Here is a 24712-nt window from a genome sequence, read left to right on the forward strand (position 1 = left end):
GCCGGGCCCTCACTGCCCCCGCGCACCGGTGGGTCGACGGCTCAGCCGGGCAGGTCGGCCAGGACGGCTTCGGCGGCGCGGCGGCCGGACACCAGGGCGCCCTGGATGGACCCGGTGTCGCGGTGGTCGCCGCAGACGTAGCGTCCCCTGCGGATCCGCACCGGGCGGCGCAGCCTCAGCGGCGGAGGCATCGCCGGAAGAGCTCCCTTGATCGGATAAGTGGCGATCAGCTGCCACGCGGCGGCGCCGCCGTAGATCTCGTCCAGCCGGCCGCGCACGCGCGACTCGTCGGCGTCGATCCCGAGCACGGAGGTCGCGATGAGCGCGCGGCCGTCGGCGGAGTACTCGGGCGCCGCGTCGGTGAGGACGAGGGTGTCGGTGATGATCCCCTCGGTGTCCAGGATCTGCAGGGGCTCCTCCAGCGGAGACTTCGGCGCCGCGTGGTAGAAGGTGGTGACGTCCCGCATGACGGGCGCCTCGATCTCGGGGACGAGGGCGGCGGCCCGGACGGGGTCGGTCGCCACGATGACGGCGTCGGCCTCCACCGTCTCCCCATCGGAGGTCCGCACCCCCTCACCGGTGACCGCTCCCACCGCGGTCTCCAGCGACAGCGCTCCGTCCGGCAACCGCGCCGCGAGTTGCTCCGCCATCCGTCCCATCCCGAGGGCGGGGACACCGATCGTGCCGCGTGCGAACGACCGCCAGATCAGGTGGAAGAAGCGGCTTGAGGTCTCCAGCTCCCGTTCCAGCAGCACCCCGGCCAGGAACGGGCGCAGCAGCTTTTCGGTCATCCGCTCGGAGATGCCCCAGTGGCGAAGCTCCGCGGCCGTGTCGCGTTCGGCTTCGCGCAGGATCCGGGGGACGGGAAACGTCAGGTCGCGGGCGGTCATCGCGGCCAGCCCGGCCTTGTCGCGGACGGAGCCGACGTCGGCAAGGGCACCGCTCAGCGCATGCCGGGGATGCTTCCAAGGGAGCATCACGCGCTCACGCCGTCCCTCATGGAACACGAGCAGACCGGAAGCGAACGGCCTCAGGTCCAGGGCCCGGATGTCCAGGACACGCCTGGCCTCGGGATAGGCAGTGTTGAAGACCTGGAAGCCCCGGTCGAGACGGAATCCGTCGACGATGTCGGTCCGCGTCCGGCCCCCGACCCCGTCGGACGCCTCCAGCACCCGCACCGGCACCCCGGCCTCGTTCAGCCTCACCGCACACGCCAGCCCGGCCAGGCCGGCGCCGACGATGACCACGGCACCAGACACGCGACCCTCGCTTCCGTAACGGTCCCCCTGAATGGGCGTTCTGTCTCCCCGGTCCTCCTGCCCCCCCTTTGGCCCCTTATCCGGTCGCGCCGGCCACTGTTAATGCAAAGAATTTCGCGTTACTCTCTAGGCGACCCACGGAGAGGGGCGCCGCATGGACGCGAAGCCGCGCGCGACGGGGGCCGTGAGGCCTGGCGGCCGAACGGCGCGCACTCGTGCCGCGGTGCTGGCCGCGGCCCGGGACGAGCTGGAGGCCGGCGGATACGCCGGACTCACCCTGGAGAAGGTGGCCGCGCGTTCGGGCGTGCATCTGGCCACGCTGTACCGGCGATGGCGGACGGTCGAGGGACTCGTCGTCGACCTGCTGGGCGAACTGGGCAAGACCGAGATCCCGATACCGGACACCGGCTCGTTCAAGGACGACCTCCGGGCGCTCGCGCTGGAGATCGCCGCGCTGTACCGGCAGCCCAGGGCCCGGGCGCTCGTCGAGGGCGTCGTGGCCGCCGCCGTCCGGTCCCCCGAGGCGTCCACCGCCTGGGCCACGGTGATCGCCGAGCGCAACCGCCTCGCGTCCCGGATCGTCGAGCGGGCCGTGGGACGCGGCGAACTGCCGCCGGGGACCGACGGCGTCGCGATCATCAGCGCCGTCGGCGCCCCCCTCTACTACCGGCTGCTCGTCGCCCGCGGGCCGGTGGACGACGAGATCGCCGAGAGCGCCGCAGCGGCCGCACACGCCGCCGCGCTCAGCGGCGTCTTCACCCCCGCCGGATCCCCCGGCCCTCCATAGACCGCGGCGGACAGCCGCCGCACCAGCGAAAGGACCCGCACAATGCGCCAGGACATCGAGTTCGTCTCGGCCGGGACGACCCTCCGCGGATGGCTCTACACCCCCGACGGCGCCTCCGGCCCGCACCCGGCCGTGGTCGTCACCCACGGGCTCGGGGCGGTCAAGGAGCAGTACACCGACGACATCGCCGAAGCGCTCGCCGCGGCCGGGCTGGCGGTCGTCCTCTACGACCACGCCTCGTTCGGCGCGAGCGACGGCGAGCCGCGCCAGGAGGTCGACCCCTGGACACAGATCCAGGGATACCGGGACGCCATCACCTTCCTGTGCACGCGTCCCGAGGTGGACGCCGAGCGCATCGGGGTCTTCGGGTCGAGCTTCTCAGGCGGGCACGTGCTCGTCGTCGGGGCGATCGACCGGCGGGTCAAGGCCGTCTACTCGCAGGTGCCGGTCATCAGCGGCGGGACGACCCTGTCGCGGTTCATCCCCAGCGAGGCGCTCGCCGAGGTGCGCAGGAGCTTCGACGCCGACCGGCTCGCCCGGTTCAACGGCGAGGCGCCGGCGATGATCCCCCTCATCACCGCGACCCCCGGGGAGCCCGCCGCGATGGCCGACCGGGAGACCTACGAGTGGTACCAGACGATCGAGCCGGAGCGCCTGGCGACCTGGCGCAACGAGGTCACGCTCCGGTCGGTGGAGGCGATCGCCGGCTACGAGCCGGGCGACTACGTCGCCCGCATCTCCCCCACACCGCTCATGCTCGTCGTCGCCCAGCACGACATCCTCACTCACAGCGACCTGGCCTTCGCCGCCTACGAACGGGCCCTGCACCCCAAGCGGCTCGTCACCCTGCCCGGCGGCCACTTCGTCGTCTACAACCAGGAGTTCAAGAACACGCTCGCCCTCATGACCGAGTTCTTCCTCCAGCACCTCGCCCCCCGGACGACCGCCTGACCGACCACCCCGCCCCGGGCGCTCCGCCCACCGGGACGCGGTTCGTCTCGGCGGGTGGGAGGCGCCGTTGCGGTCGAGCCGGCCGGCGTGGGGATGTCGGTGTGACCGTCAGCAGAACACCTTGCCCGCGAAGGCGTAGAGCTTGTCGGCCGAGGGCGGCGAGGAGCCGAGGTTCACCGACAGGTTCATCTGCCGCCCGTCGTCGGAGCGGAGCGCGTAGGTGGTGTAGCCGATGAGCTGGCCGCTGTGCCCGATCATGCGCTTGCCGCAGGGCAGCGTGTACTCCTGGAGCCCGAGCCCGTAGGCGAATCCGGCGCCGGTGGGCCGGGCCGCACGCATCGCGGCGAGCGTCGAGGGGGACAGCAGGCGTCCGCCGAGCAGCCCGTCGAGGAACCGGCCGAGGTCCCGGGTGGTGGAGATCATCTCGCCGGCCGCCCAGTCCAGGGAGGGGTTCATGCGCGTGGCGTCCACGGTCCGCCCGTCCGGCAGCAGCGCGTAGCCGTGCGCGTGCGGGCGGGGGAGCCCGGGCCGGTTGCCGGGAACGATCGTCTGCGTCAGCCGGAGCGGGCGCAGCACACGCTCTTCCACCTCCTTCCCGTAGGGCCGCCCGGTCAGCCGCTCGATCAGTTTCCCCACGACCACGTAGTTGGTGTTGGAGTATTTCCAGGTGACGTCCGGGGGAATCTGGGCGGGGACGCGGAACGCCTGCGCGAGGAGCCGGTCGGGCCTGTAACCGCGGAACCGCTGCGCCCCGCGCCAGCGGTTGGTGGACCACCCCGGGTCGCTCATGTAGTCGCGAAGCAGACTGGTGTGCTGGAGGACCTGCCGCACCGTGATGCGCTCGCCGTCCGGGACGACCCCGGGCAGGTGCTCGGCCACCGGGTCGTCGAGCCGCAGCCGTCCCTCGTCGACGAGCTGCAGCAGGACGGTCGCCGCGAACGTCTTGGTGACGCTGCCGATCCGGAAGTACCCGGCCGGATCGGCCGGCCGCCCCGTCCGGACGTCGGACACGCCCGCCGCACCGGACCACTCGCCCCCGCCCGCGGTCCGCACCCGGAGCAGGACGGCCGTGGCCGCCCCGGTCTTCACCAGGTCGTCCAACATCGCCTGGAATCCGTCCTGGGACGCAGGGGTCCGGTCGGACCGCGACTGCGCCGTACGCGCGTCGGGAGCGGCGAGGAAGACCGTGGCCGCCGCGAAGGTCGCCGCCGCACCGGACACCGCGAGAGCCGTCCACCGAGAAATTCTGATCACGGATGAACGCTACGGAGCCGGATCCCTTGCCGCCCATGCGGACGACCGCCCGGCCCTTTGCGGAAAACCGCACCCGCCGCGCTGCGGACTCCCCCTTCGACAACGTCATCGGTCGGCCTGGTCGTCGGGCGGGGCGGCCGGGGGGCGCCGTGGCGGCTGCCAGGTGGTGCTGGTCGTCCAGATGCCGTAGGCCATGGCGAGCACGGCGACGAAGATGATCGCCAGCCGCGGCGGGGTCGTCCTGATCTGCCAGCCCCACGGAGGCGCCCGAGCGCGAGGCCCTGGTCGTGTAGTGCGACAGGGCCAGCAGGCCGATCACGGTCACCGCGACGAGCCCGCCGCAGGCGAACCACGCGGCGCCGCTCGGATGTCTGATGCCACCCTGCGGGGCGGCCGCGACCAGGAAGGCGACCAGTCCCGCCGTGGCCAGCGCCGCCGCGAACCCGAAGAAGACCGAGGCGGCCAGGGCGATCGCAACCGCCAGGACGTTCACTCGGACCGACCGGAGCGTCCGCCGCCCGGGCCGCCGTGGCCGTCGCGTCTCCGGCGCAAGTGATCGCGAAGCCGCCAGACGACGACGGCGAGCACGACCACAGCGACGATCACGATCGCGGTGATCCGCCCGGCGACGTGCTCGACCCGGGCGTAGGCGTGCCCGGCGAAGTATCCGAGCAGCGTGAAGGTCACGCCCCAGACCAGGCCTCCGGCGGCGTTGTAGAGCAGGAACACCCGGCCGGGCATCCCCGAGACCCCGGCCAGCGCGGGCATGATCGCGCGGAAGAACGCGATGAACCGCCCGGCGAAGACGGCGGCACCGCCCCGGCGCCGGATCAGGTCGCGGGCGCCGTCCACGCGGTCGCGGTGGCGGCGGAGCGGACGGCTGTCCAGGATCGGCTGCCCGGCATGGCGCCCGATCTGGTACCCGACGAAGTCCCCCGCGATCGCCGCCAGGACCACGATCACGGCGAGCCACACGACCGAGACCTTCTGCTGGGCGGCCAGCGCCCCGCCGAGGACGACGGCCGTCTCACCGGGCAGCACGAAGCCGAAGAACAGGGCGTCCTCGCAGAACACGAGCCCGCCGACGACCCCGTAGACGACGGGCCCGGACAGCCCGGCCACCCACGACACGACCGAGGCGAGCAAACCCAACGCCTCCATCCAGATCTCTGGACGCCGGCAGCGCTCCGGGCCCGCCGACACCTCCCCTACCGGCCCTTCCCCTTCCCGGGATCAGTACCCCGACCGGCCGGGCCGCGCCTCCACGGGCGGGAACTACCAGGCGATCAGGCCCAGGTCGCTGCGGTGCATGTCGGGGAGACGGTGGAAGCGGCCGTCGTCCATGCGGAAGACGGCCCGGTCGTGGCGCGAGCTGACGAGGAGGTGCCTGCCGGTCGCGTCGAGGGAGGTCCGGAAATCCACCGGTGCCGCGGGCGCGATCTGCCGGGCCGTCATGCGCGCGAACTCGCGGACGGGCGCCGTGCGGGACGTGTCCCCGCGAGACAGGGGCAGCTCCACGATCGCGACGGATTCGAACGTCCCCCCGACGTAGGTCTTCTCCTCGATGGCCGTGACGGTACGCCCGTCCGGGGAGGGCCGGAAGGAGGACAGGTCGGCCACGCTCCTCAGAACCGCGGGGGCGTGGGCGAGGTCGGCGTCGGCCCTGCGGGTGTCGAGCTCGCGCAGGACGATGCCGTTGTACTCCCCCTGGGGGCTCTCCGGGGCGTTGGTGACGAAGAAGAGGGTGCGGCCGTCCGCCCCCCATGCCGGGGACTGCGCGTACTCCAGTGAGCTTGCGCTCGGCGGCGGCAGACGCCATCCGCGGTGGGCGCCGGACGGGGAGTCGACGACCGCCACGTCGTCGCCGCGGCAACCGGTGAGGTTGTTGAAGACGAGCGCGACGCGGCCGCCGTCCGCGGTGGCGGCCATCTCGTCCACCCGGGTGTCGAACCCGCCGGGCAGGGTCGTCCTGCTCGCCACGGTCCCGTCGCGGCGCAGGCCGACCTTCTCGATGCGCGTGCGGCAGGGGCCGCTCTCGTCGGCGAGGAAGGCGGTGCGCCGGTCGCCCGAGACGGCGAGCGCCGAGTAGTGCCCGGCGCGGGGCCCGATGTCGGCGATCATGCGTCCCGTCCAGGAGTCGAAGACCCCGACGCCGCCCTTCCGGTGGGTCGCCAGGAAGTACGGGGGCCCCTCGTGCGCGCCGACCACGTCCGGGCTGCGCAGGGCGCCGCGGAGAGCGACGGTCACGGCCGCGACCGCGATGACCGTGAGGGCGGCGGCGACGGGCACGATCCACCGTCCCGCCGGCCGCCGGCGGCGCGCGGCGGGCAGGGCCAGGGGCGGCAGCGACTCGCGCGTCACCTCGCGCGTCTCGGCGGCGGCGGCGTCCTTCAGCAGCCGTTCGACGTTCACGAGGTCTCTCCCAGCATGCGCTCAAGGGCGGTGCGCCCGCGTGACGTGTTGGACCGGACGGTGCCCCGGCTCACCCGCATGATCTGCGCGGTCTCCTCCTCGGACAGATCCAGGACGAACCGGAGCACCAGTGTCTCCCGCTGCCGGTGCGGCAGGCGGCGCAGCGCGTCGAGGATCTCCCTGCCCTGCTCCCGTCCGAGGACCCGGCTCTCCGCCGACGCGGCGGGCGGATCCTGGGCGCCGAGAGGGCGGCGGCCCCGGCGGCGCAGCACCGACCGGCAGTTGTTGAGCACCGACGACCTCAGGTAGGTGAGGGCCTTGCCGGGGTCCTTCAGCCTGCCCCACCGCTGGTACAGCCCGAGGAAGGAGTCCTGGACGACGTCCTCGGCCGTCGGCCTGTCGCCGACCATCACCAGGGCCAGCCTGACGAGTTCGAGGGCGTGCGCTTCGTACAACTGCGTCACCGCTCTCTCGGGCGAAGGCGCCATCAGGTCCGGGGGGCCGTCCTTGCGGAAGTTGAGGAGGCTCACGGGGAAGAGACGCGGCCGGGGCGCCGATGTTGCACGGCCGGCCGCACTTTTTCCGGGCGGGCCGTCCGCCGCTGGAACAGTGACAGCGTGATGCCGCGGACGCGCCAGACGCCGGCCTGCCGGAAGTGCCGCTGGAGGACGTCGACTTTCGCCTGGTCCCGCGGAACCAGGGACGGCATGCGCCAGGGCCCCTCCAGCAGCCACACCCGGTCCGTCGCGGCGCCGGTCAGCCGTTGGCCGATCTCGGCCGGTTCGAACTCGGTGCCGCCGAAGTTGCCCGCCTGGGCGGGGGTCCGCCGCAGCGCGACGTCGCGCAACCCGCGGAACCCGTCCGGGTACGCCTCGGCGATCGACCGCCGGTCCGCCGTGAGGAAGAGGATCGCGTCCCCCGGCCGGGCCTCCCGCTCGACGACCGCCGCGGCCCCGCGGAGGTCGTCCCACCAGTTCTCCGGACGGCGCTGCTCGACGTGCAGCGGCGCCACCAGGACGGCCATCGCGACGAGCGGCACGAACCACGTCCGGTAGGGCAGCCGGGCGAGACCCGCGGCGGCCAGCAGCGCCATGGCGGGGAGGCTGCCGATCACGTAGCGGCTCGTGTAGAAGGGATGGAGCTGGGAGACCAGGAGCAGCACCGTCGCGGGCAGCAGCAGCCACGGGACGGCCAGTGCCCGCAGGCCGATCGGGCCGCGGCGCCGCGCCGTGACCAGTCCCACCGCCATGGCGGCGCCGAGCAGGTACGCCACGATCGGGGGGCCGGTGAACGCCTCGGCCAGATAGAGCACGTCGCGCCATCCCGGGCGCGTCAGCCAGTCGAGGGCGTTGCGCTGGGTCACGGCCAGCGCGATCAGCGGGCTCACCGCGAGCACCGCTCCCGCCGTGGCGGCGCACCACCGGCGCAGCATCGTCCTGGTGCGGCGCGCCATCAGCAGGGTCGCCAGATGGGCGGGCAGGACGAGCAGTGCGAACAGATGGACCAGCCCCAGCAGGGCGACGCCCGCGCCGTAGGCGGCGTACCGGCGCCGGGAGCCCCGTTCCGCAAGATCCACGAACAGCACGGTCAGCCACACGGTGAGCGCCGCGATGAGGGAGTAGGACCGGGCCTCGTGCGCGTAGTGGCTGGCGAACGGGGCCGCGGCGCAGAGCAGCCCGGCGACCAGCCCCACGGGCCCGGACATGATCCTGCGGCCGAGGACGGTGATGCCCGCCGCCGTGGCCGCGAACGCCGCGATCGAGGGGAGCCGCAGCGCGAACTCGCCGGCCCCGAACACCTGCACGACGCAGTGCATGAGCAGGTAGTAGGCGGCGTGGACGGCGTCGATGTGCCACGCGCACCACAGGATGTCGGGGATCGAGCGGCGGGCGATCTCGGATGTGATCGCCTCGTCGCGCCACAGCGGCAGCCCTCCGGCGCCCCAGAGGCCCATCGCCAGCGCCAGCAGGGCGGGCGCCAAGGGAAGGAGCCAGGCCCTCCGCCGCTCTCGCCCCGCCTCCCCGCGCCGACCTGCGACTTCGGTGGGCGGGCCGGGACGCCCGGTCGTCGCCGGGCGTTCGCCGGGCAGAAGATCCAGTTTTGAGTTCACGCCAAGAGACGCGAAAAGCCCCGCGATGTTGCATCCCCCGGCCCTTGTTCACCGGCGCAGCTCCGGCCCGCCTGTCCTCGGCCAGACGGCTTGTGCGCACGGCGCGGCCTTGCCCGGCCAGGGTCAGGTTCCGGTGCTGGACGCGTCGACGGCCGCCTGGACCGTGGGATAGACGTGCCTCAGCTCCGCCCTGGCTCCGGCGGTGCGCAACACGTCCCGAACCTGGCCCACATCCCCGGCCGCGGCGTCGATCACGACGGCCGTCGCCCCCTCCCGGCCGGCGGCGCTCCGCACCGTGGACCGGATCCGCTCGGCGTTGGCGAAGTAGATGCCCGCCTCGACGCGCAGCACGACCACCCCCGGGATCCTGCGGCCGTCCGTGTGCCTGTCGAGCGCGGCGAAGTGCCCGTCCTCCGGCAGCCGCCCCAGTTCGCTGATGACCGGGCGAGATGAGCGGTAGAGGAGCAGCAGCAGCGAGACGCCGATGCCGATGAAGAGGCCGGGCAGCGTGTCGAAGATCATCACCCCGAGCATCGCGGCGACCGCGGTGACGAAGTCGGGCCCCGCCGCCGCGGCGATCACGAGCAGCAGGTTCTTCGGGTTGACGGCGGACGGCGCGAACCGGCCCAGGATCCAGCCGAGGAGCAGCACGGCCGCCTACCTCACACCGGTTCGACCTCGCCCGGCCGCCAACTCCGGTCGAACCAGCCTTCGAGCGGGCCGTAGAGGCGCAGGACGACGAACCATCCCTTGCCGGGGACCGTCTGGATCCAGTTCGCCTCCCCGCCCGGCGGCGCGGCCGGGCCGAAGTGGACGACCGTGTCGCCGCGGTCATCGGTCCGCACGGCGTCCGACAGGCTGTTCACGCTCGGGTAGGGGTCGCCGGTGCGCAGCAGCGACCGAGTCTGGGGGTCGTAGACGTCCACGGCCCAGAAGTCCTTCGCCGGGATGTCCTTGGGAAGGGTGAGCGTGTAGCTCTTCTCGCCGTCGAGCCAGGCGCCGGTGGAGTCCTCCGCCGTGTAGGCGTACTGCGATCCGGCCCCGACCGTCGCCCTCGCCATCGCCGGCGTGATCACGAGCGCCCCGTGGTGGAAGACGGCGCGAGCGTCCAGGAGCCGCGCACCCTGCGGTGAGAGGAACTCGTGGCTTCCGGACGGGAACATGTTCTTCCACGAGCTGCCCGAGTAGTAGTAGAAGCCCGGGTCGCGCGGTTTGAAGGTCAGCGTCCGCACGAGGCCCGACCCGACTCGTGCGGCGGTGCCGAGGATCGAGCGCATGCGGTCGTCCGGCCGGAAGGGGCGGCCGGGCACGATGCCGATCGAGGCGAGCTGTCCCGCGCGCTCGGGGTCGAGCGCCTCGGGCGGCTCCTCCTGAACGATCTCGTCGACCTCCTCGAAGAACGAGAAGTCGTTGGCGGGGACCGTGGTGAAGACGGAGTCGGCGAAGTCGACGAAGCGCTGCTCGGGCGGGTCGGCCGCGGCCGAGAGCGGGTACATCCGCGTCTTGAGCAGGCTCTCGACGCCCCCCAGCACGCGGAGCGCCGCCCAGCAGGAGAAGGTCGGCGACCGCGAGACGAAGTAGCCGTCCGGGACGTCGCCGTCGTAGCCGGGGGGCAGGAAGAGGTACCTGCCTCCCTTGCCCGCGTCGGGTCCGGTGATCCCCATGTCGGCGACGTAGCGCTGCCAGAGATCGTCGACGACGCTCAGCGAGCCCTCCGGCGCCTCGATCACGGTCGGGCCGTCCTGATCGAGCGCCAGGAAGGCCATCCCGTACGTGGTCTCGGTGTTCGCCGTGAGGATCAACGGCGCCGAGCCGCAGCGCGAGGCCGTGTACCCGATCGTGCGGGAGTCGACGCCGAGGCTCCGCAGCCCGCGCCGCATCGCCACCATCGCCGCGCCGGGCAGGCAGTTGAGGAAGACGTCGATCCCGCGCAGCAGGTCGAGCGCGTCATAGCTCCGGGCGACCGTGTCGGGCAGGGGCAGGCCGTCGAAGAAGCCCATCGGACCGAAGACCGAGTCCAGCCGGTCCGGGATGCCGATCGACGCGAGGGTCTCGGCTGATACGCCCGGGCTGGGCGCGTCGCTCAGGTGAGGCATCGCGTCAGCCCGCCGCCTCGACCTCGCCCGGCCGCCAGGTCTTGTCGAAGAACGGCGGCAGCGGGCTGTAGAAGCGCAGGACCACGAACCATCCCTTGCCCGGCACGGTCTGGATCCAGTTGCCCTCAGGCACACCGTCGGGCCGGTCGGGCCCGAAGTGGACCGTGGTCGTGCCATCCGCGTCGGCGACCGCCGCCGGGGTCGGATAGTCCTGGCTGCCCGCCCGGGGGAAGCGCTGCGGCGTGGAGAGCATCGAGCGGGTCTGGTTGTCGTAGACGGTGCACGACCAGAAACGGGCGGCGGGAATGTCCGGCGGGAGCACCAGACGGTAGTGCCCGCCCCCGTCAAGGGCCCGGTCCTCCTGGTCCGCGCACGCGAACAGGTACTGCGAGCCGATGCCGGGCAGGGGCGCGGTGAACGCCGGGCTGATGCCCACGCCCAGGTACCACCACCAGTTCCGCAGGTTGAGCTTGCGGGCGCCGTCGCTCGCACGGAGCTCGACGCCCCGGTCGGTGATGTCCGGGGGCGGGGTCATGAAGTCGTACCCGGCCGGGAGCAGACCGTTGATCCACTGGGAGGACGCACCGTAGAAGTGCGCCCCCTCGTCCGGACGCAGGCGGCAGGCGAGGGTGCGGGCCGTCGCGTTCCCCACCGCGGCCGCCTCGGCGAGGATCTTCCGCATCCGCGGATCCGGCTGGAAGGGCCGTCCCTTGGCGATCCCGATTGCGGCCAACGCACCGGCGATCTCGGGATCGAGCGCCTCGACCGGCTGATCGTGCACGAGCTCGCTCGCGAGGTCGAAGTACGTCGAGTCCGCGGGCGGGACCGTGTTCACGGCGAACCCGGTGCCCTCGACGAAGCGCGGCGGGTCGGGCCTGCGGAGCGCGGCGGTCCACGTCTGGGCGGTCCACGGCGACGGCGGGGCCGCGCCCCCCATGACGATCTCCCCGATGCTCGTCCCGAAGAACCCGGGGGCGTAGCGGTGGATGCGCAGCCCCTCCTTGATGCGCTCGACCGCGGGCCTCGGGTCGTCGTTCTCCAGGAACGCTCGCCCGCCCAGGAGGAGCCGCGTGGTGCGGGTCGGCTGGGGGAAGAAGCCGCCCTCCGGAAGAGGACCCTCATATCCGGGCGGCACGAAGAGGTACTTGCCGCCGGCCCCGCGATCCGGCCCCGCCATTCCCGGATCCGCGACCCAGCGGAACCACATGTCGTTGACGAAACAGAGGGAGAGGGGCGGCATCTCCACGACCAGCGGCCCCTCGGTCAGGTCGAGGAACGTCACGAAGTAGACGGTGTCCGCGTTCCCCGTGAGCACGAGCGTCTCGGGATCCATGAACTCCGAGAAGAGCAGGACGTCGTGGTCCATGACGCCGGCATCGAGGAAGCCCCTGCGCGCCGCCCACACATTGACCCCGGAGTACGCGTCGAGGAAGGCCCGGACGGCGTGCAGATGGTCCAGATGGTCGTAGACGCGCTCGGCGGTCTCGGCGGTGGGCCTGCCCAGCGGGAACTCCAGAGTCCCCAGACCCGTCTCCACCCGCTCGGGCGTCGAGAGCGACTCCATGACCTGTGGCGAGATCCGTCCGGCTTGCTGCAAGGCATCGCTCCGTTCTCGGGAGAGGTCTCCTCTCGCCCACAGGGCCGTACCTGCCGCAGACCGCCATTAAACACAGCGCCCTAATTCATTGTTTTCATATTACTCGGCAGGCCGCGGGGATGCCGGGCCAAAAAGCTTGAGCCAATGATTTCTTCAAAGAAGAACGCTCGGAGTTGACCGGACAGGCCTTGCAGGAAGATGGGTCGGCCAGGGGGATGGTGAGCCACGCCAGGCGGGGTCGGCGCCTTCAGCTCGTCTGGCGCCGCTTCTTCCATTCGGCGACAACGGCCACGACATGTTTGCGGATGTCGTCACTGCGGTCCGCGCTGCCGTTGACCTCACGGCACGCCTCGCCGTACTCGTCCCACAGGACGTCGTCGGCGAGGCGGAACCTGCGTTGCGGGTTGCCCGGTGTAGGCATGTCAGCCGCCGAGCTTCACGACCAGCGAGCGCAGGTGCTGCGTCGCGGCGTTCTCCCGGCCGCGCTTCACCCACGCTGCGATGTGTTCGCTGACCAACTCGGCGAGGCTCGCACGCTCGTCATCGCTGAGCTCGACCGTGGTCGTGGTGCTGGTCCGGCAGTCGTAAGCCGTGAAGAGGATGTCTCCGACCGCCTGCTCGGCCGCAGGCGGCTTGCGGTTGCGCTGAGCATGCCACCCGGCGCTGCTGTTGACGACGCCCCAGCCATGCAGGGCCTCGTAGTTGGTGAGTTCGAGCCTCATGGGCCGATGCCTCTCGCTGAAAGGGTGTGGCCACACCCTGCTCCTCACCTTACGCGGGTCTGGCCGCAAGACCGGCCGGACGACACGCACCAGCACGTCCGGGGCCCTCTCACGCGTGCCGGCGCCTCGGGCTTCGTCGCGCCGGCGGTTGCGTCGGCGAGGGCGCCCGGGTGATGCTGCTGGTCGGACCCCGCAGCGTCAACAGTTTTGGTGAGTCATGGACTTCGCTTTCTGGCGCGAGATGAGTTCGAAGATGTGGATGCCGCTTGATGCCCGCAGCGAGCCGCATCTGGAAGGCACGTTTCAGGCCCATGTCGCTCTGGGCGGGCTCGGCTCCGTGCAGGCGACCCTGTTGAGTGCGAAGTCGCTGACGATCCAGCGCACGCACAGGCTCATCCGCCAGTCCGACCCGGAGACCTTTTTCGTGACCTGCGTCGTGCGTGGTCACGCCACAGGAGAACAAGCCGATCGGGATGCGGAACTGCGTGCCGGGGATCTGATGCTCCGTGACAGCTCGCGTCCCTACCTGACCAGGTTCGGATCGGCGGACCCTGCGGGCGGCCAACTGCTCTCGTTGCAGTTTCCGCGGTCGGTGCTGCCCCTGCCCGAGCGGGGCCTGCGGGAGCTCAGCGGGGTCCGGATCCGGGGCGATCAGGGTGTCGGCGCGCTGGCTTCGCAGTACCTGCTGGAGCTGGCTCGGCGCCTTGAGCAGTTCAGTGCGGCCGAGGCCCTGCGAGTGTCCGCCCTGACTCTGGACGTCCTGGCCGCCGCGCTGGCCAGCGCGCTGGACGCCGACAGCGACGTACCGCTGGGCAGCCGACGGCGCGCGCTGCTCGCCCAGATCCACGCCTTCATCCGGGCGAACCTGGGCGACGTGCACCTGACCCCGGGGGCGATCGCCGCCGCCCACCACATCTCGTTGAGCTACCTGCACCAGTTGTTCCGAGCCGAAGAGCACACCGTCGCGGGCTGGATCCGCGAGCGCCGCCTGGAGCAGTGCCGCCGCGATCTGAGCGACCCGCTCCTCGCCGCCACGCCGATCGGCGCCATCGCGGCTCGCTGGGGTTTCACCAGTCCGGCCCACTTCAGCCAGGCCTTCCGCGCCGCCTATGGCCTGTCACCCCGTCAGTTCCGCCGAACGGCCGCGATCGGTTCCTCGTAGGCCCCTGCTGTGTCACCGTCCAGGTCGGACGGCCGTGGCCTCGACCTCGGCCGTTCCTACGAGAGGTGGGAGGTCGGCCAGCCGGCGGGGCGGTCCGCGAGCACGTCCGGGAAGCCGAACGCCGCGGCCAGCGCGGGGTCATGGAACTTGACCACGCGGGTGACGCCGGTGGCGGCCGGGGCCAGCACCACGACGCCGTCGGCGCGGAGCGCGCCGTCCCCGTCCCGGTGGTACACGACGGCGGCGGGCTGGCCGTTGGCCGCGGTGGCGATCATCCGCCACTCGCCCGATGTGCCCAGCACGTACGCGTCGAGCATGTGGACGCACATCGCCCGGCCCGCCTGCCACTCGCGGAACGGCGTCGCCTCCAGCGTGGCGTCCGCGCGTAGCACCTGCTCCAGCAGGGCGGCGTCGGAGCGTTCGAAGGCCGCGATGTAGCCGTCGAGAAGCGCGCGCGCCCGTTGGTCGGTCGGTTCGAGCAGTTCCTCGGGCTTCGGCTCCAGCTCGTCCAACCGGGCACGGGCGCGCTGCAGACCGCTCTTGACCGCCGCCGTGGTGGTGTCGAGGATCTCCGCGGTCTCGGCCGCCGAGAACGCCAGCACCTCGCGCAGGATGAGGATCGCGCGCTGCCGGGCGGGCAGGTGCTGCAGGCTGGCGATGAGCGCGAGCCGCAGCGACTCGCGTTCGACCGCCACCGCCGCCGGATCGTCGGCGGGCGGGGCGATCCACGCGTCCGGCAGCGGTTCCAGCCACGCGACCTCGCCCGGCGCGGCGGGGCTCGGCGGGCGGTCGGGCCGGTCCTGCGGGCCGCCCAGCCCCGAGGGCAGCACCCGGATCGGGCGCGGCTTCATCGCCGTCAGGCAGACGTTGGTGGCGATCTTGTAGAGCCAGGACCGGACCGACGCCCGGCCCTCGAACCCCGCGTAGGACCGCCACGCCCGCAGATAGCTCTCCTGCACCAGGTCTTCGGCATCGTGCGCCGATCCGACCATGCGGTAGCAGTGCGCCAGCAGCTCCCGGCGGAACCGCTCGGTCTCGGCGGTGAACCGCTCTCGACTCGGTGTCGCCCGCGGATCCGATGTCACGCCACGAGCCTAGTCACGAAGCGCTCTCGGCCTGGTCCACGTGCCGCCGCCGCACCCCGCGATCAGGTGCGGCGTCACCGGCTCGGGTCTGAAGGTTCTTCAGGGCAGCAGAGCCAGCTTTCCGACGGTGGCCCTGGCCTCCAGTTCCGCCAGCGCTTTCGGGCCGTCGGCCAGGTCGTACGCGGTGGGGAGACTGGGGGTGAGCACACCGGCCGCGACCAGCGCGGACAACTCGCCCATCACCTCGCCGAAGATCTGCGGAGCGGCCTGGATCAGCGCGCCGATGTTGAGCCCGATGATCTGAACCTGGTGCTCGTACACCAGCTCCCAGTTCGTGATCGAGGCCTCGCCGCCCGCCATGCCGAAGACGATGACCCGGCCCGTGACCCGCCTGGCCGCGGCGAGGCCGGCGGCGAAGGTGGCGCCGCCCGCCGACTCCAGGACCACATCGGCGCCGGCGCCGCCGGTCAGCTCCCTCACCTCGGCGGCGAGGTCGCCGCCGAGGGAGTCCAGGACGTGGTCGGCTCCGAGGGCCCGCACCGTCTCGTGTTTGCCCGGCGAGGCGGTGGCGATGACCGTCGCGCCGTAGTGCTTGGCCATCCTCACCGCGGCCTGGCCGGTCCCGCCCGCCGCGGCGTGGATCAGCACGGCCTGCCCGGCGGCGACACCGCCCAGAGGCCTGAGCGCGGCCAGCGCGGTGGGCCAGTTCACGACCATCCCCAGCGCCTGCTGCTCCGTCCAGCCCGGGGGGACCGGCACCGCCCCGGCCGCGGGCAGGAGCATGTACTCGGCGAACGCGCCGTCCCCGACGCCGACGACGCGGGCCCCCGGCCGCGGGCCGGCCGTCGCCTCGCCGACCGCGACGACCTCCCCGGCGGCCTCGAAACCCGCCACGTACGGGGGCCGCGGGCCGTCTCCGAACGTTCCGCGCGCCTTCGAGACGTCGGCGAAGTTGACCCCGGCGGCGGTGACGCGGACCAGGACCTCGCCCTGGCCGGGGCTCGGCACCGGCGCGTCGGTGATCAGACGCATGTCCCGCGGGCCGTTGAAGGTGGTCTGTTGCAGCGCACGCATGGTCGCGGGAACGCTCATCGGCGATCGGCCTTTCCTTCTCGGTGTGCATGGGAGAGACCGACCGGCCCGCCGCGCGGGCCGCGCCTCCCACCATGTAGACCTCGCGCCCCGCCGAAAGGAATCGGCCGAGACTTCGAGTACACCTGGAGGGAGTTCGCGGACGTCCAAGCGCTGCCGCTTCCCGAAGTTCAAGTGAACGTTAGTGTTTTTTAGACGGGCCGTGCGGCTTTTGGGCTACGGTCCTGACGTGGCTGAGGACCTCGGGCGAAGGTTGCTGGGCCGGTACCGGCTCATGGATCCACTGGGACGCGGCGGTATGGGCACCGTCTGGCGCGCGCATGACGAGCGGCTCGGCCGCCAGGTCGCGGTCAAGGAACTGCGGCTGCCCGAGGGTCTGGACGCCGAGGAGCGCGACGCGTGGACGGCGCGGGTCGACCGGGAGGCGCGGGCGGCGGCCCGGCTCCGGCACCCGGGCATCGTCACCGTCCACGACCTCGTCACGACCGATGACGGGCAACCCTGGATCATCATGGAGCTGGTTCCCGGTCCGTCCTTGGCCGATGTGCTCGCCGAGCACGGTCCCCTTCCGCCGGACCGCGCCGCCGCGCTCGGCGCGAGGGTTCTGGGTGCGTTGCGCGCGGCCCACCAGGCGGGCATCGTCCATCGCGACATCAAGCCCGCCAACGTGCTGCTGGAAGGTGACCGGGTCGTCCTGACCGACTTCGGCATCGCCGCCGTCGAGGGCGACGCGACCCTGACGCGTTCGGGCGCACTCCTCGGGACCCCCGCGTACATGTCCCCCGAGCAGGTCCGCGGCCTGCCCGCCGGGGCGGAGTCGGACCTGTGGTCGCTGGGGGCGACCTTGCACACCGCGGTGGAAGGCCGTCCGCCTTTCGCGGGCACCAGTCCCGGGGCCGTTCTCGTCGCCGTCGCGACCGAGGAGCCCGCCCCCGCTCCCCACGCCGGTCCCCTCGCACCTGTTCTGCGGGGCCTGATGCGCAAGAGCGCGGCCGAACGCATGCCGCTCGACCAGGCGCAGCGGATGCTGAACTCGCTCGCGTCCCGACCGGCCGGGCCCGCTCCCGCGCCGGTTCCCGGACCCGCGGGCGGCGCCGCACCACCGCCACCGGGCCAGGCCCCCTGGCAGCCGCCGGCGCCCGAACCGGCGACGCGCGTGACGCGCCCGCGCGGACGCCACGGCCGCTGGCCGGGGTTCGTCATCGCAGGCGCGGCGGCACTGTTGATGATCGCGGTGCTGCTGCCCTGGCAGACGGTGACCGTCTCCATCGCGCAACTCCCCCGCGACATGACGGCCACCTCCGCCGGAATCGATCTGGTCTGGGGACGGGTGACGCTGCTGTGCGCGGCGGCGGCCGCCGTGCTGGGCGTGCTCGGCGGCGTCCGGTCCAGGGGCCGGCTCGCGGCGACGGCGGCGGCGCCGGCGCTGGTCGGCCTGCTCATGCTGGCCACCGCGGCCGTCCTGCCCAAGATCAGGAAGCCGGCGGTCCCGGAACCGGGAAACCTGCCTCCAGCGCTGCACCAGATGGTGAAGGACCACACCGAGACCTCCGTGGGACACGGGTGGTACCTGGCGGTGCCGCTGACACTGCTGATCATGGGCCTGAGCATCGTTTCCCTCGTGCTCGCGCTCGACGCGCTGCGGCGGGAGCGGGCCGTGCCCGCTCCCGCCGCGGCCGGGGATTCAGCCCTTCCGTAGGGCGGCGAAGAAGGTGCGCAGGTCGGAGGTCACCGCTTCGGGGACCTCCAGGGAGGCGTAGTGGCCGCCGGTGGGGAACTCGCTCCAGTGCACGATGTTGGTGTTGTCGCGTTCGGCGAGGGAGCGGATGGTCTGGAAGTCGTCGGCGAAGACCGCGACGCCGGTCGGCGCGGTGTTGATGGCCGGTTCGGCGCCGGAGTGCGCCTCGGCGTAGTGGTAGCGGCCCGCGGTGGCCTGGGTGTTGGTGAGCCAGTACAGCGTGACCTGGGTCAGGATCTGGTCGCGGGTCACCAGGCTCGTGCCGTTGCCGAAGGAGTTGAACAGCTCGCTCCAGGCCAGCTGGCCGACGGGCGAGTCCGCGATGCCGACCGCGACGGTCTGCGGGCGAGAGGCGTTGATCGCGTTGTAGCCGCCGACCGACTGGAACCACTGCATGTGCTCCAGCGCCGCGTACTCCTTGGGGCCGAAGCCGGCGAACTCGTCCGGGTCGCCCGAGGGGAAGGAGAACAGCTGCAGGACGTGCATGCCGAGGTATCCGGGCGGCTTCAGCAGTCCGAGCTCGCGGGAGATCATGGTGCCGGCGTCGCTGCCGTGCGAGCCGTAGGTCTCGTAGCCGAGCCGGCGCATGAGGGCGTCGAAGGTGCGGGCGACGCGCGCCATCGTCCAGTCCCCGTCGGACAGCGGGGTGCTGAAGCCGAAGCCGGGGATCGAGGGGACGACCACGGAGAACGCGTCCTCGGCCCGTCCGCCGTGCGCGACCGGGTCGGTGAGCGGGCCGATCATGTCGAGGAAGTCCACGAACGAGCCGGGGTAGGTGTGGATGAGCAGCAGGGGGGTGGCGTCCGGCTCGGCGGAGGGGACGTGGATGAAGTGGACCTCCTGGCCGTCGATCTCGGTGAGGTAGTGCGGGAACTCGTTCATCCGCGCCTCCTGCTCCCGCCAGTCGAAGCCGTTGCGCCAGTGCTCGACGGTCTCGCGCAGGTAGCTGTTCGGCGTGCCGAGGTCCCAGTTGTCGACCGCGGCGGGGCGGGGCAGCCGGGTGTTGGCCAGCCGCAGGGCGAGGTCGTCGAGCTCGGCCTGCGGGATCTCCACGCGGAAGGGGCGGATCTCGGCGGAAGCGGACTTCTTCGTCGTCGTCATGGCTTCACAGTAGAACCCATATAGGAAGATTCGATTCCTAATGGTGCGGCATCATGCAGGTCATGCTGGAAACTTCCGCGAGACTCCTCGCCCTGCTCTCACTCCTGCAGTCGCGACCGTCCTGGCCGGGCTCTGAGCTGGCCGAACGCCTCGGCGTGAGCAGCCGCACGATCCGCAACGACATCGGGCGGCTGCGCGAGCTCGGCTATCCCGTGGAGGCCACGCGCGGCACGACCGGCTCCTACAGCCTCGGCGCCGGCACGAAGCTGCCGCCGCTGCTGGTGGACGACGAGGAGGCCGTCGCCATCGCGATCGGGCTGCGCGCCGGAACCGGCATCAGCGGCATCCAGGAGAGCAGTGCCCGCGCCCTCGCCAAGCTGGAGCAGGTGCTCCCGCACCGGCTGCGCCGCCAGGTCGCGGCGATCCACGAGTCCACCTCCCAGGGGCCCCACAACACCGCCTCCAACGTCGAGGACCCCGAGGTCGACGCGGCGGTCCTGGCGCAGATCGCCACGGCCGTCCGCGACCACGAATGGTTCCGCTTCGACTACACCACCGGGCCCGACGAGCGGGAGGGCGAGCTGCCCTCGGGCACGGCGGCGACGTCGGGGCCCAAGCTCGTGGAGCCCTACCGGCTCGTCAGCTGGACGCGCCGCTGGTACCTGGTCGGACGCGATCCGCAGGCCGGCACCTGGGCGACGTTCCGGGTCGACTGGATCACCCCGCGCATGCCCACCCACCGCGTGTTCACCCCCACCCCGTTGCCCGGACTCGACTACACCAGCTTCGTCCTGCGCGACGTCGCCTCGACGGGCTGGAAGGTGCACGCCCGGATCACCGTGTTCGCCCCCGCGGAGGAGGTGCTGTCGCGCATCAACGCCACCGTCGGCGTGGTCGAGTCGGTCAGCGACGAGAAGTGCGTGCTCGTGACGGGAGCCGACAGCCTGGAGACCATCGCGGTGTACATCGGCATGCTCGGACTCGACTTCGAGGTCACCGGACCCGCCGGTCTCGTCGACCACCTCGCTGTCCTGGGCGAACGCTACCTGCGCTCGATCGGCAGGATGAGCAGGAGCCGCGAGGCCGAGGGCGGCGGTGATGCGGGCTCGGTTCGGCCGGGTAGGCCGTCGTAGGACAGGTCGAAGTCGGCAAGGTGCCGGCAGCGCGGACGGCACGCATGGCCGTCCGCGCTCTCCCGCGGGCTCAGGCTTCGGCGGTGCGCTTGGGCAGCTTCCAGCCGGGGCGGGGGAAGTGGCACGTGTAGCCGTTCGGGTACTTCTGCAGGTAGTCCTGGTGCTCGGGCTCGGCTTCCCAGAAATCGCCGGCGGCCGTCACCTCGGTGACGGCCTTGCCCGGCCACAGGCCGGAGGCGTCGACGTCCGCGATGGTGTCCTCGGCGACCTTCCGCTGCTCGTCCGATGTGTAGAAGATGGCGGAGCGGTAGCTCGTGCCGATGTCGTTGCCCTGCCGGTTCACCGTCGTGGGGTCGTGGATCTGGAAGAAGAACTCCAGCAGCGCCCGGAAGTCGGTCAGGTCGGGGTCGTAGACGACCTCGATGGTCTCGGCGTGGGACCCGTGGTCGCGGTAGGTGGCGTTGGGCACGTCGCCGCCGCTGTAGCCGACCCGCGTGGAGACCACTCCGGGCTGCCGGCGGAAAAGCTCTTCCATGCCCCAGAAACAGCCGCCCGCGAGCAGGGCCCTCTCGGTTGCCATGTTCACTTCCCCCTCGTGTCCTTCGTCGCTCACTACAGCGGGCGTCGCAGCGGCCTTATTCCATGGGCCGCCCCTACCGCTGTTCGGCGAGCCACTGGTCGAAGGTGGTCGGCATGATGCGGGCGTCCGGGCCGGGCAGCAGCACGTTGCCCGCCGCCTCCGGGCTGAATATCGCCGACCACGTCGGCACCAGCTTCACCGTGCGGCCGCGCGCCTGGCCGGTGCGCCTGGCCATGTCGACCAGGTCCTGCGGTTCGGGCCCGGCGACATCGCGGTAACGCCCCCGCGGCCGGCCCGTCGCGATCTCGGCGAGCACGGCGGCCACGTCCGCGGGCGCGACCGGCCGCACCAGCAGGGGCGCGATCGCGGCGACGCCGTCGCGCTCGGTCCAGCTCGTCACCATCGCGGCGAAGTCGTGGAACTGCGTGGCCGGGACGATCGTCCACGGCACCGGACCGGCGGCCACCAGGCGCTCCTGCTCCCGTTTGCCGGCGTAGTGCGCGTTGCCCTCGATGCGGTCGACCCCCACGATCGACAGCAGCACGTGGTGACCGACGCCGGCCCGCTCCTCGGCGGCGAGCAGGTTGCGCGTGACGGCGCCGAAGTAGGCCACTGTCTCGGCCGGGTCGGCCGCGGTGCTGTTGGTGGCGTCGACGACCGCGTCGACGCCGGCCAGCACGTCGTCGAGGCCCTCGCCGGTCGTCAGGTCCACGCCGAGCGAGCGGCTGATGCCCACGACCTCGTGGCCGTCCCGCTGGAGAGCGGCGGCGGTGAGGGTTCCGATGTTCCCGGTCGCGCCGGCGACGGCGATCCGCATGGTGTCCTCCCATGTCCTGGCGGTCGAGCGAAGAGTATCATGGATAAAACAGATCCATGATATCTGCGATACGCTTCGGGTGTGAAACTGCCTGTTAGCACCGAATGGGTCCTGCACTGCGCGACCACGCTGGCCCAGCTGGATCCGGGAGTCAGCGCGTCGACGGCTCAGCTGGCGCAGTACTACGACCTGCCGGCGCCCTATCTCGCCAAGCAACTGAAGGCCCTCGTCAAGGCAGGCCTGCTCACCGCGACCGCGGGCCCGCGCGGAGGATTCCGTCTCGCGCGGCCGGGCTCCGAGATCACGCTCCTGCAGGTCGTCGAGGCCGTCGACGGCACGTCCTCACCGTACGAGTGCCGCGAGATCCGCCGGCAGGGCCGGGGAGCGCTGCCGGCCGCCGAGTGCCGGAGCACCTGCGTGCTCGCCGCGAAGATGGCGGACGCGCACCAGGCCTGGCGGGACAGCCTCTCCGGCGTCACCCTGGCCGACGTCCTCGACACCCTCCCGCCGTCGGCACCCTCCCGCACCCGGGCGCGCCTGGCGGAGATCACATAGCTCGGGAGGAGGCTTTCCGATCTCCGCTCGGGGGGCCTCCGGGCGTCATTAGGATCCCCTGGTGATCTTCAAACGATCGTTCGCGGGCGGCTGTCTGCTCGCCCTGCTCGCCCCCCTGGCGCTGGTCGGCGCACCCCCCGTCTCCGCCGATGACGGCGACCCCGCGGAGCCGCCCAAGGTCGAGCTGGTGCTCGACGTCAGCGGCTCCATGCGCGCCCGCGACATCGACGGGCTCAGCAGGATGGCGGTCGCGCAGCACTCCTTCGGCGCGGTGGTCGACTCCCTGCCCGAGGGGACGCAGCTGGGCATCCGCGTCCTCGGGGCGCGGCACCGGTTCCCCGGCAGCCCCAAGGCCGTCGGATGCACCGACACCCAGCAGCTCTCCCCGGTCGGCCCGGTGGACAAGGCGCGGGCGAAGGCGGCGATCGCGACGCTGCGCCCCACCGGCTGGACGCCGATCGGGCTCGCGCTCCGCGCGGCGACCAGGGACCTGGGCACCGGGGAGACGACACGAAGGATCATCCTCATCACCGACGGCGAGGACACCTGCTCGCCCCCCGACCCCTGCGAGGTGGCGCGCCAGCTCGCCGCCCAGGGCACGCACCTGGTCGTGGACACCCTCGGGCTGACCCTCAACGACAAGGTCCGGCAGCAGCTCACCTGCATCGCCGACGCCACCGGCGGGACCTACACCGCCGTCCAGCACCAGGAGGAGCTGACCGGCCGCCTCAACCAGCTCGTCCAGCGCGCCGGCACCACCTACAAGAGGACTCCGGAGAAGGTCGCCGGGACCGCGGGGTGCGCCGACGCGCCCACGCTCGCGCCCGGCGTGTACACCGACCGGGAGCGGTTCAGCGAGCACCGCTGGTACCGGGTGTCGGTGGCTCCGGGCCAGGAGCTGCGCGCCTCCGTCAGCGTCTCGCTCGACCGGACCCTGAACCCCGACCACGGCGTCCTGCTGCGCGCGGTGTCCGGGGCCGGGCAGGAACTCGTCCGCGGCACGGACGCGGGCAGCGGACGCACCGACGTGCAGTCCACCGGCCTGCGCTGGTCGGACCAGCGGACCGGGGCGGACGCCTCCGCCTCGCCGTCGCCGGACGGCGGTTCCGGCGGCACGCCGGTCTGCCTGGTGGTGAGCAACTCCTTCTCCGCCCCGCCCACGGTGCGGACGGCGCCCGGCATGCCGCTGGAGCTGACCGTCGACCTCGTGCCGTCCTCGGACACGCCGGGCGAACCGGACCTCGGCCGCGGCTGGCTGCTGCTGATCGTGCTCGCCGCGACGGGCCTCGTCGCCGGCCTCGCCACCGGATGGCTCGCCCGGTGGCGGGTGGCCGTCTGGAAGGAGAACTGACCATGCGCGCCTCCCTCCTCCTCGCGTCCGCGGCCGCCTGCGCCGTCCTGCCGGCGACCGCCGCGCCGGCCGCCGCGGCCCCCTCCCCGAGCCCGCGACCGACGATCGGCACCGCGGGAACGTCCTTCCTGACCGCGACCACCGTGGAACCCGGGCAGCCGGTCCGCGTGCCCGCCTCGACCGGCGACTACCTGTACTGGTCGTTCGCCGCCGCGGCCGGGCAGACCGGGCGGATCGCGGTGACGGTCGCGCTGCCCCCCGCGGCGAGCCGCCACGGCGCCGCGACGTACGGCATCGACGTCTTCGACGGGCTGCGCCGCCGCCAGGCGTGCACGGCCGGTCCGCAGAACGCGACGGCGGCGGCCGGGGCCGCGAGCGTCCGGCTCCGCTGCACGCTGCGGCGGGTCCGGGCGTGGGCCGAGCCGTGGTCCGACGACCCGCTGCCCGGCACCTACTACCTGCGGCTCGCGGCGAGCGGCCTGCCCGAGCAGGACCTCGGCCTGCCGATCCGGGCCGACGTGCGGATCAGCGCGAAGGACGGGGACGCCCGGCCCGCGGGCGCGAAGCTGAAGGCGCCGCTGTCCCCGGCCGTCGACCCCGGGGCCACGCTCGCCCCGGGCGCCGCGCCGTCGGCGGGCCCCGTGGACTCGGCGCCGAAGCCGGCGGAGCGGGTCAAGGGCTGGTTCTCCTGGCCGTCCGGCCGGTGGTGGTGGACGATCGGCGGCGGCGTCCTCGCCGCCGTCATGTCCGTGGCGGGCTACAGCCTGACCCGGCATCCGCGCCGCTGGTTCTCCGCGCCGCGCTGAACCGGTCCGGGCCGGGGCCGGGGGGGGGGGGGCGGGGGGGCCCCCCCCCCCCGCCCCCCCCGCGGGGGGGGGGGGCGGGCGGGGGGGGGGGGGGGGGGCGCGGA

The 24712-nt window shown here is 72.5% G+C and carries 24 protein-coding genes; 8 read left to right on the forward strand and 16 right to left on the reverse strand.

Annotation, left to right across the window (positions count from 1 at the left end):
- Positions 1-41: 41 nt before the first annotated feature.
- Complete coding sequence (locus AB0C87_RS21885) at positions 42-1259, reverse strand: NAD(P)/FAD-dependent oxidoreductase (RefSeq protein ID WP_360579229.1); 1218 nt, start codon at positions 1257-1259, stop codon at positions 42-44.
- A gap of 154 nt (positions 1260-1413) precedes the next feature.
- Here AB0C87_RS21885 and AB0C87_RS21890 point away from each other — a divergent pair, with 154 nt between their 5' ends.
- Complete coding sequence (locus tag AB0C87_RS21890; RefSeq protein WP_345172624.1) at positions 1414-2046, forward strand: TetR/AcrR family transcriptional regulator; 633 nt, start codon at positions 1414-1416, stop codon at positions 2044-2046.
- Positions 2047-2088: 42 nt separating this feature from the next.
- Complete coding sequence (locus AB0C87_RS21895) at positions 2089-2997, forward strand: alpha/beta fold hydrolase (RefSeq protein ID WP_353833084.1); 909 nt, start codon at positions 2089-2091, stop codon at positions 2995-2997.
- Between the two features lie 108 nt (positions 2998-3105).
- Here the strand turns inward: AB0C87_RS21895 and AB0C87_RS21900 are convergent, their stop codons facing one another.
- The 10 genes from AB0C87_RS21900 to AB0C87_RS21945 form a co-directional block, all read right to left on the reverse strand.
- Positions 3106-4251 (reverse strand): serine hydrolase domain-containing protein, encoded by a 1146-nt coding sequence (locus tag AB0C87_RS21900; RefSeq protein WP_360579232.1) that lies wholly within the window; start codon positions 4249-4251, stop codon positions 3106-3108.
- Positions 4252-4740: 489 nt separating this feature from the next.
- Positions 4741-5403 (reverse strand): DedA family protein, encoded by a 663-nt coding sequence (locus AB0C87_RS21905; protein ID WP_360579233.1) that lies wholly within the window; start codon positions 5401-5403, stop codon positions 4741-4743.
- 123 nt (positions 5404-5526) lie between these two features.
- Positions 5527-6663 carry a hypothetical protein gene (locus tag AB0C87_RS21910; RefSeq protein ID WP_360579235.1) on the reverse strand — a complete coding sequence of 379 codons (1137 nt, stop codon included), beginning with the start codon at positions 6661-6663 and terminating at the stop codon, positions 5527-5529.
- Complete coding sequence (locus AB0C87_RS21915) at positions 6660-7193, reverse strand: SigE family RNA polymerase sigma factor (protein ID WP_360579237.1); 534 nt, start codon at positions 7191-7193, stop codon at positions 6660-6662. Before AB0C87_RS21915 ends, AB0C87_RS21910 begins: the two co-directional genes overlap by 4 nt.
- The gene (locus AB0C87_RS21920; RefSeq protein ID WP_360579239.1) at positions 7190-8644 is read right to left on the reverse strand and encodes a glycosyltransferase family 39 protein; all 1455 of its coding nucleotides are present in this window, start codon (positions 8642-8644) and stop codon (positions 7190-7192) included. Before AB0C87_RS21920 ends, AB0C87_RS21915 begins: the two co-directional genes overlap by 4 nt.
- Before the next feature lie 252 nt (positions 8645-8896).
- Positions 8897-9424 (reverse strand): STAS domain-containing protein, encoded by a 528-nt coding sequence (locus tag AB0C87_RS21925; protein WP_360579241.1) that lies wholly within the window; start codon positions 9422-9424, stop codon positions 8897-8899.
- Positions 9425-9435: 11 nt separating this feature from the next.
- On the reverse strand, positions 9436-10869 hold the full coding sequence (locus tag AB0C87_RS21930) for a DUF1254 domain-containing protein (protein WP_360579243.1): 1434 nt from the start codon (positions 10867-10869) through the stop codon (positions 9436-9438).
- A 4-nt stretch (positions 10870-10873) separates the two neighbouring features.
- Positions 10874-12466 (reverse strand): DUF1214 domain-containing protein, encoded by a 1593-nt coding sequence (locus AB0C87_RS21935; protein ID WP_360579245.1) that lies wholly within the window; start codon positions 12464-12466, stop codon positions 10874-10876.
- 247 nt (positions 12467-12713) lie between these two features.
- Positions 12714-12887 (reverse strand): hypothetical protein, encoded by a 174-nt coding sequence (locus AB0C87_RS21940; protein ID WP_353833075.1) that lies wholly within the window; start codon positions 12885-12887, stop codon positions 12714-12716.
- Between the two features lies 1 nt (position 12888).
- Positions 12889-13188, reverse strand: a complete 300-nt coding sequence (locus tag AB0C87_RS21945) for a hypothetical protein (RefSeq protein WP_345172601.1) — start codon at positions 13186-13188, stop codon at positions 12889-12891.
- A gap of 217 nt (positions 13189-13405) precedes the next feature.
- Here AB0C87_RS21945 and AB0C87_RS21950 point away from each other — a divergent pair, with 217 nt between their 5' ends.
- Positions 13406-14350, forward strand: coding sequence for a helix-turn-helix domain-containing protein (locus tag AB0C87_RS21950; RefSeq protein WP_360579247.1), 945 nt, complete (start codon positions 13406-13408; stop codon positions 14348-14350).
- 56 nt (positions 14351-14406) lie between these two features.
- Here AB0C87_RS21950 and AB0C87_RS21955 read toward each other — a convergent pair whose 3' ends face one another.
- Together AB0C87_RS21955 and AB0C87_RS21960 are read right to left on the reverse strand one after the other, a co-directional pair.
- Positions 14407-15435 (reverse strand): RNA polymerase subunit sigma-70, encoded by a 1029-nt coding sequence (locus AB0C87_RS21955; RefSeq protein ID WP_360579249.1) that lies wholly within the window; start codon positions 15433-15435, stop codon positions 14407-14409.
- A gap of 99 nt (positions 15436-15534) precedes the next feature.
- Positions 15535-16527: a zinc-binding dehydrogenase gene (locus tag AB0C87_RS21960; RefSeq protein WP_360579250.1), complete on the reverse strand. Its 993-nt coding sequence runs from the start codon at positions 16525-16527 to the stop codon at positions 15535-15537.
- A 229-nt stretch (positions 16528-16756) separates the two neighbouring features.
- Here AB0C87_RS21960 and AB0C87_RS21965 point away from each other — a divergent pair, with 229 nt between their 5' ends.
- Positions 16757-18226: a serine/threonine-protein kinase gene (locus AB0C87_RS21965; RefSeq protein WP_360579252.1), complete on the forward strand. Its 1470-nt coding sequence runs from the start codon at positions 16757-16759 to the stop codon at positions 18224-18226.
- On the opposite strand, the gene AB0C87_RS21970 is transcribed toward AB0C87_RS21965, so the two are convergent.
- A complete protein-coding gene (locus AB0C87_RS21970; protein ID WP_345172591.1) occupies positions 18212-19366 on the reverse strand; it encodes an epoxide hydrolase family protein in 1155 nt (384 codons plus the stop codon). The genes AB0C87_RS21965 and AB0C87_RS21970 overlap by 15 nt on opposite strands.
- 62 nt (positions 19367-19428) lie before the next feature.
- Here AB0C87_RS21970 and AB0C87_RS21975 point away from each other — a divergent pair, with 62 nt between their 5' ends.
- Positions 19429-20499: a WYL domain-containing protein gene (locus AB0C87_RS21975; protein ID WP_353835791.1), complete on the forward strand. Its 1071-nt coding sequence runs from the start codon at positions 19429-19431 to the stop codon at positions 20497-20499.
- Between the two features lie 70 nt (positions 20500-20569).
- On the opposite strand, the gene msrA is transcribed toward AB0C87_RS21975, so the two are convergent.
- Positions 20570-21079, reverse strand: coding sequence for a peptide-methionine (S)-S-oxide reductase MsrA (gene msrA / locus AB0C87_RS21980; protein ID WP_360579254.1), 510 nt, complete (start codon positions 21077-21079; stop codon positions 20570-20572).
- A 73-nt stretch (positions 21080-21152) separates the two neighbouring features.
- Positions 21153-21896 (reverse strand): NAD(P)H-binding protein, encoded by a 744-nt coding sequence (locus AB0C87_RS21985; RefSeq protein WP_353835792.1) that lies wholly within the window; start codon positions 21894-21896, stop codon positions 21153-21155.
- Between the two features lie 81 nt (positions 21897-21977).
- Here AB0C87_RS21985 and AB0C87_RS21990 point away from each other — a divergent pair, with 81 nt between their 5' ends.
- The 3 genes from AB0C87_RS21990 to AB0C87_RS22000 all read left to right on the forward strand — a co-directional run bounded on the left by AB0C87_RS21990 (position 21978) and on the right by AB0C87_RS22000 (position 24608).
- Positions 21978-22451 carry an Rrf2 family transcriptional regulator gene (locus tag AB0C87_RS21990; RefSeq protein WP_353835793.1) on the forward strand — a complete coding sequence of 158 codons (474 nt, stop codon included), beginning with the start codon at positions 21978-21980 and terminating at the stop codon, positions 22449-22451.
- A 61-nt stretch (positions 22452-22512) separates the two neighbouring features.
- Positions 22513-23802, forward strand: a complete 1290-nt coding sequence (locus AB0C87_RS21995) for a VWA domain-containing protein (RefSeq protein ID WP_345172581.1) — start codon at positions 22513-22515, stop codon at positions 23800-23802.
- 2 nt (positions 23803-23804) lie between these two features.
- Positions 23805-24608, forward strand: coding sequence for a hypothetical protein (locus tag AB0C87_RS22000; protein WP_353835794.1), 804 nt, complete (start codon positions 23805-23807; stop codon positions 24606-24608).
- The last annotated feature ends 104 nt before the right edge of the window (positions 24609-24712 follow it).

Source organism: Actinomadura sp. NPDC048021 (genome assembly GCF_040653135.1).
Classification (GTDB): Bacteria; Actinomycetota; Actinomycetes; order Streptosporangiales; family Streptosporangiaceae; genus Spirillospora; species Spirillospora verrucosospora.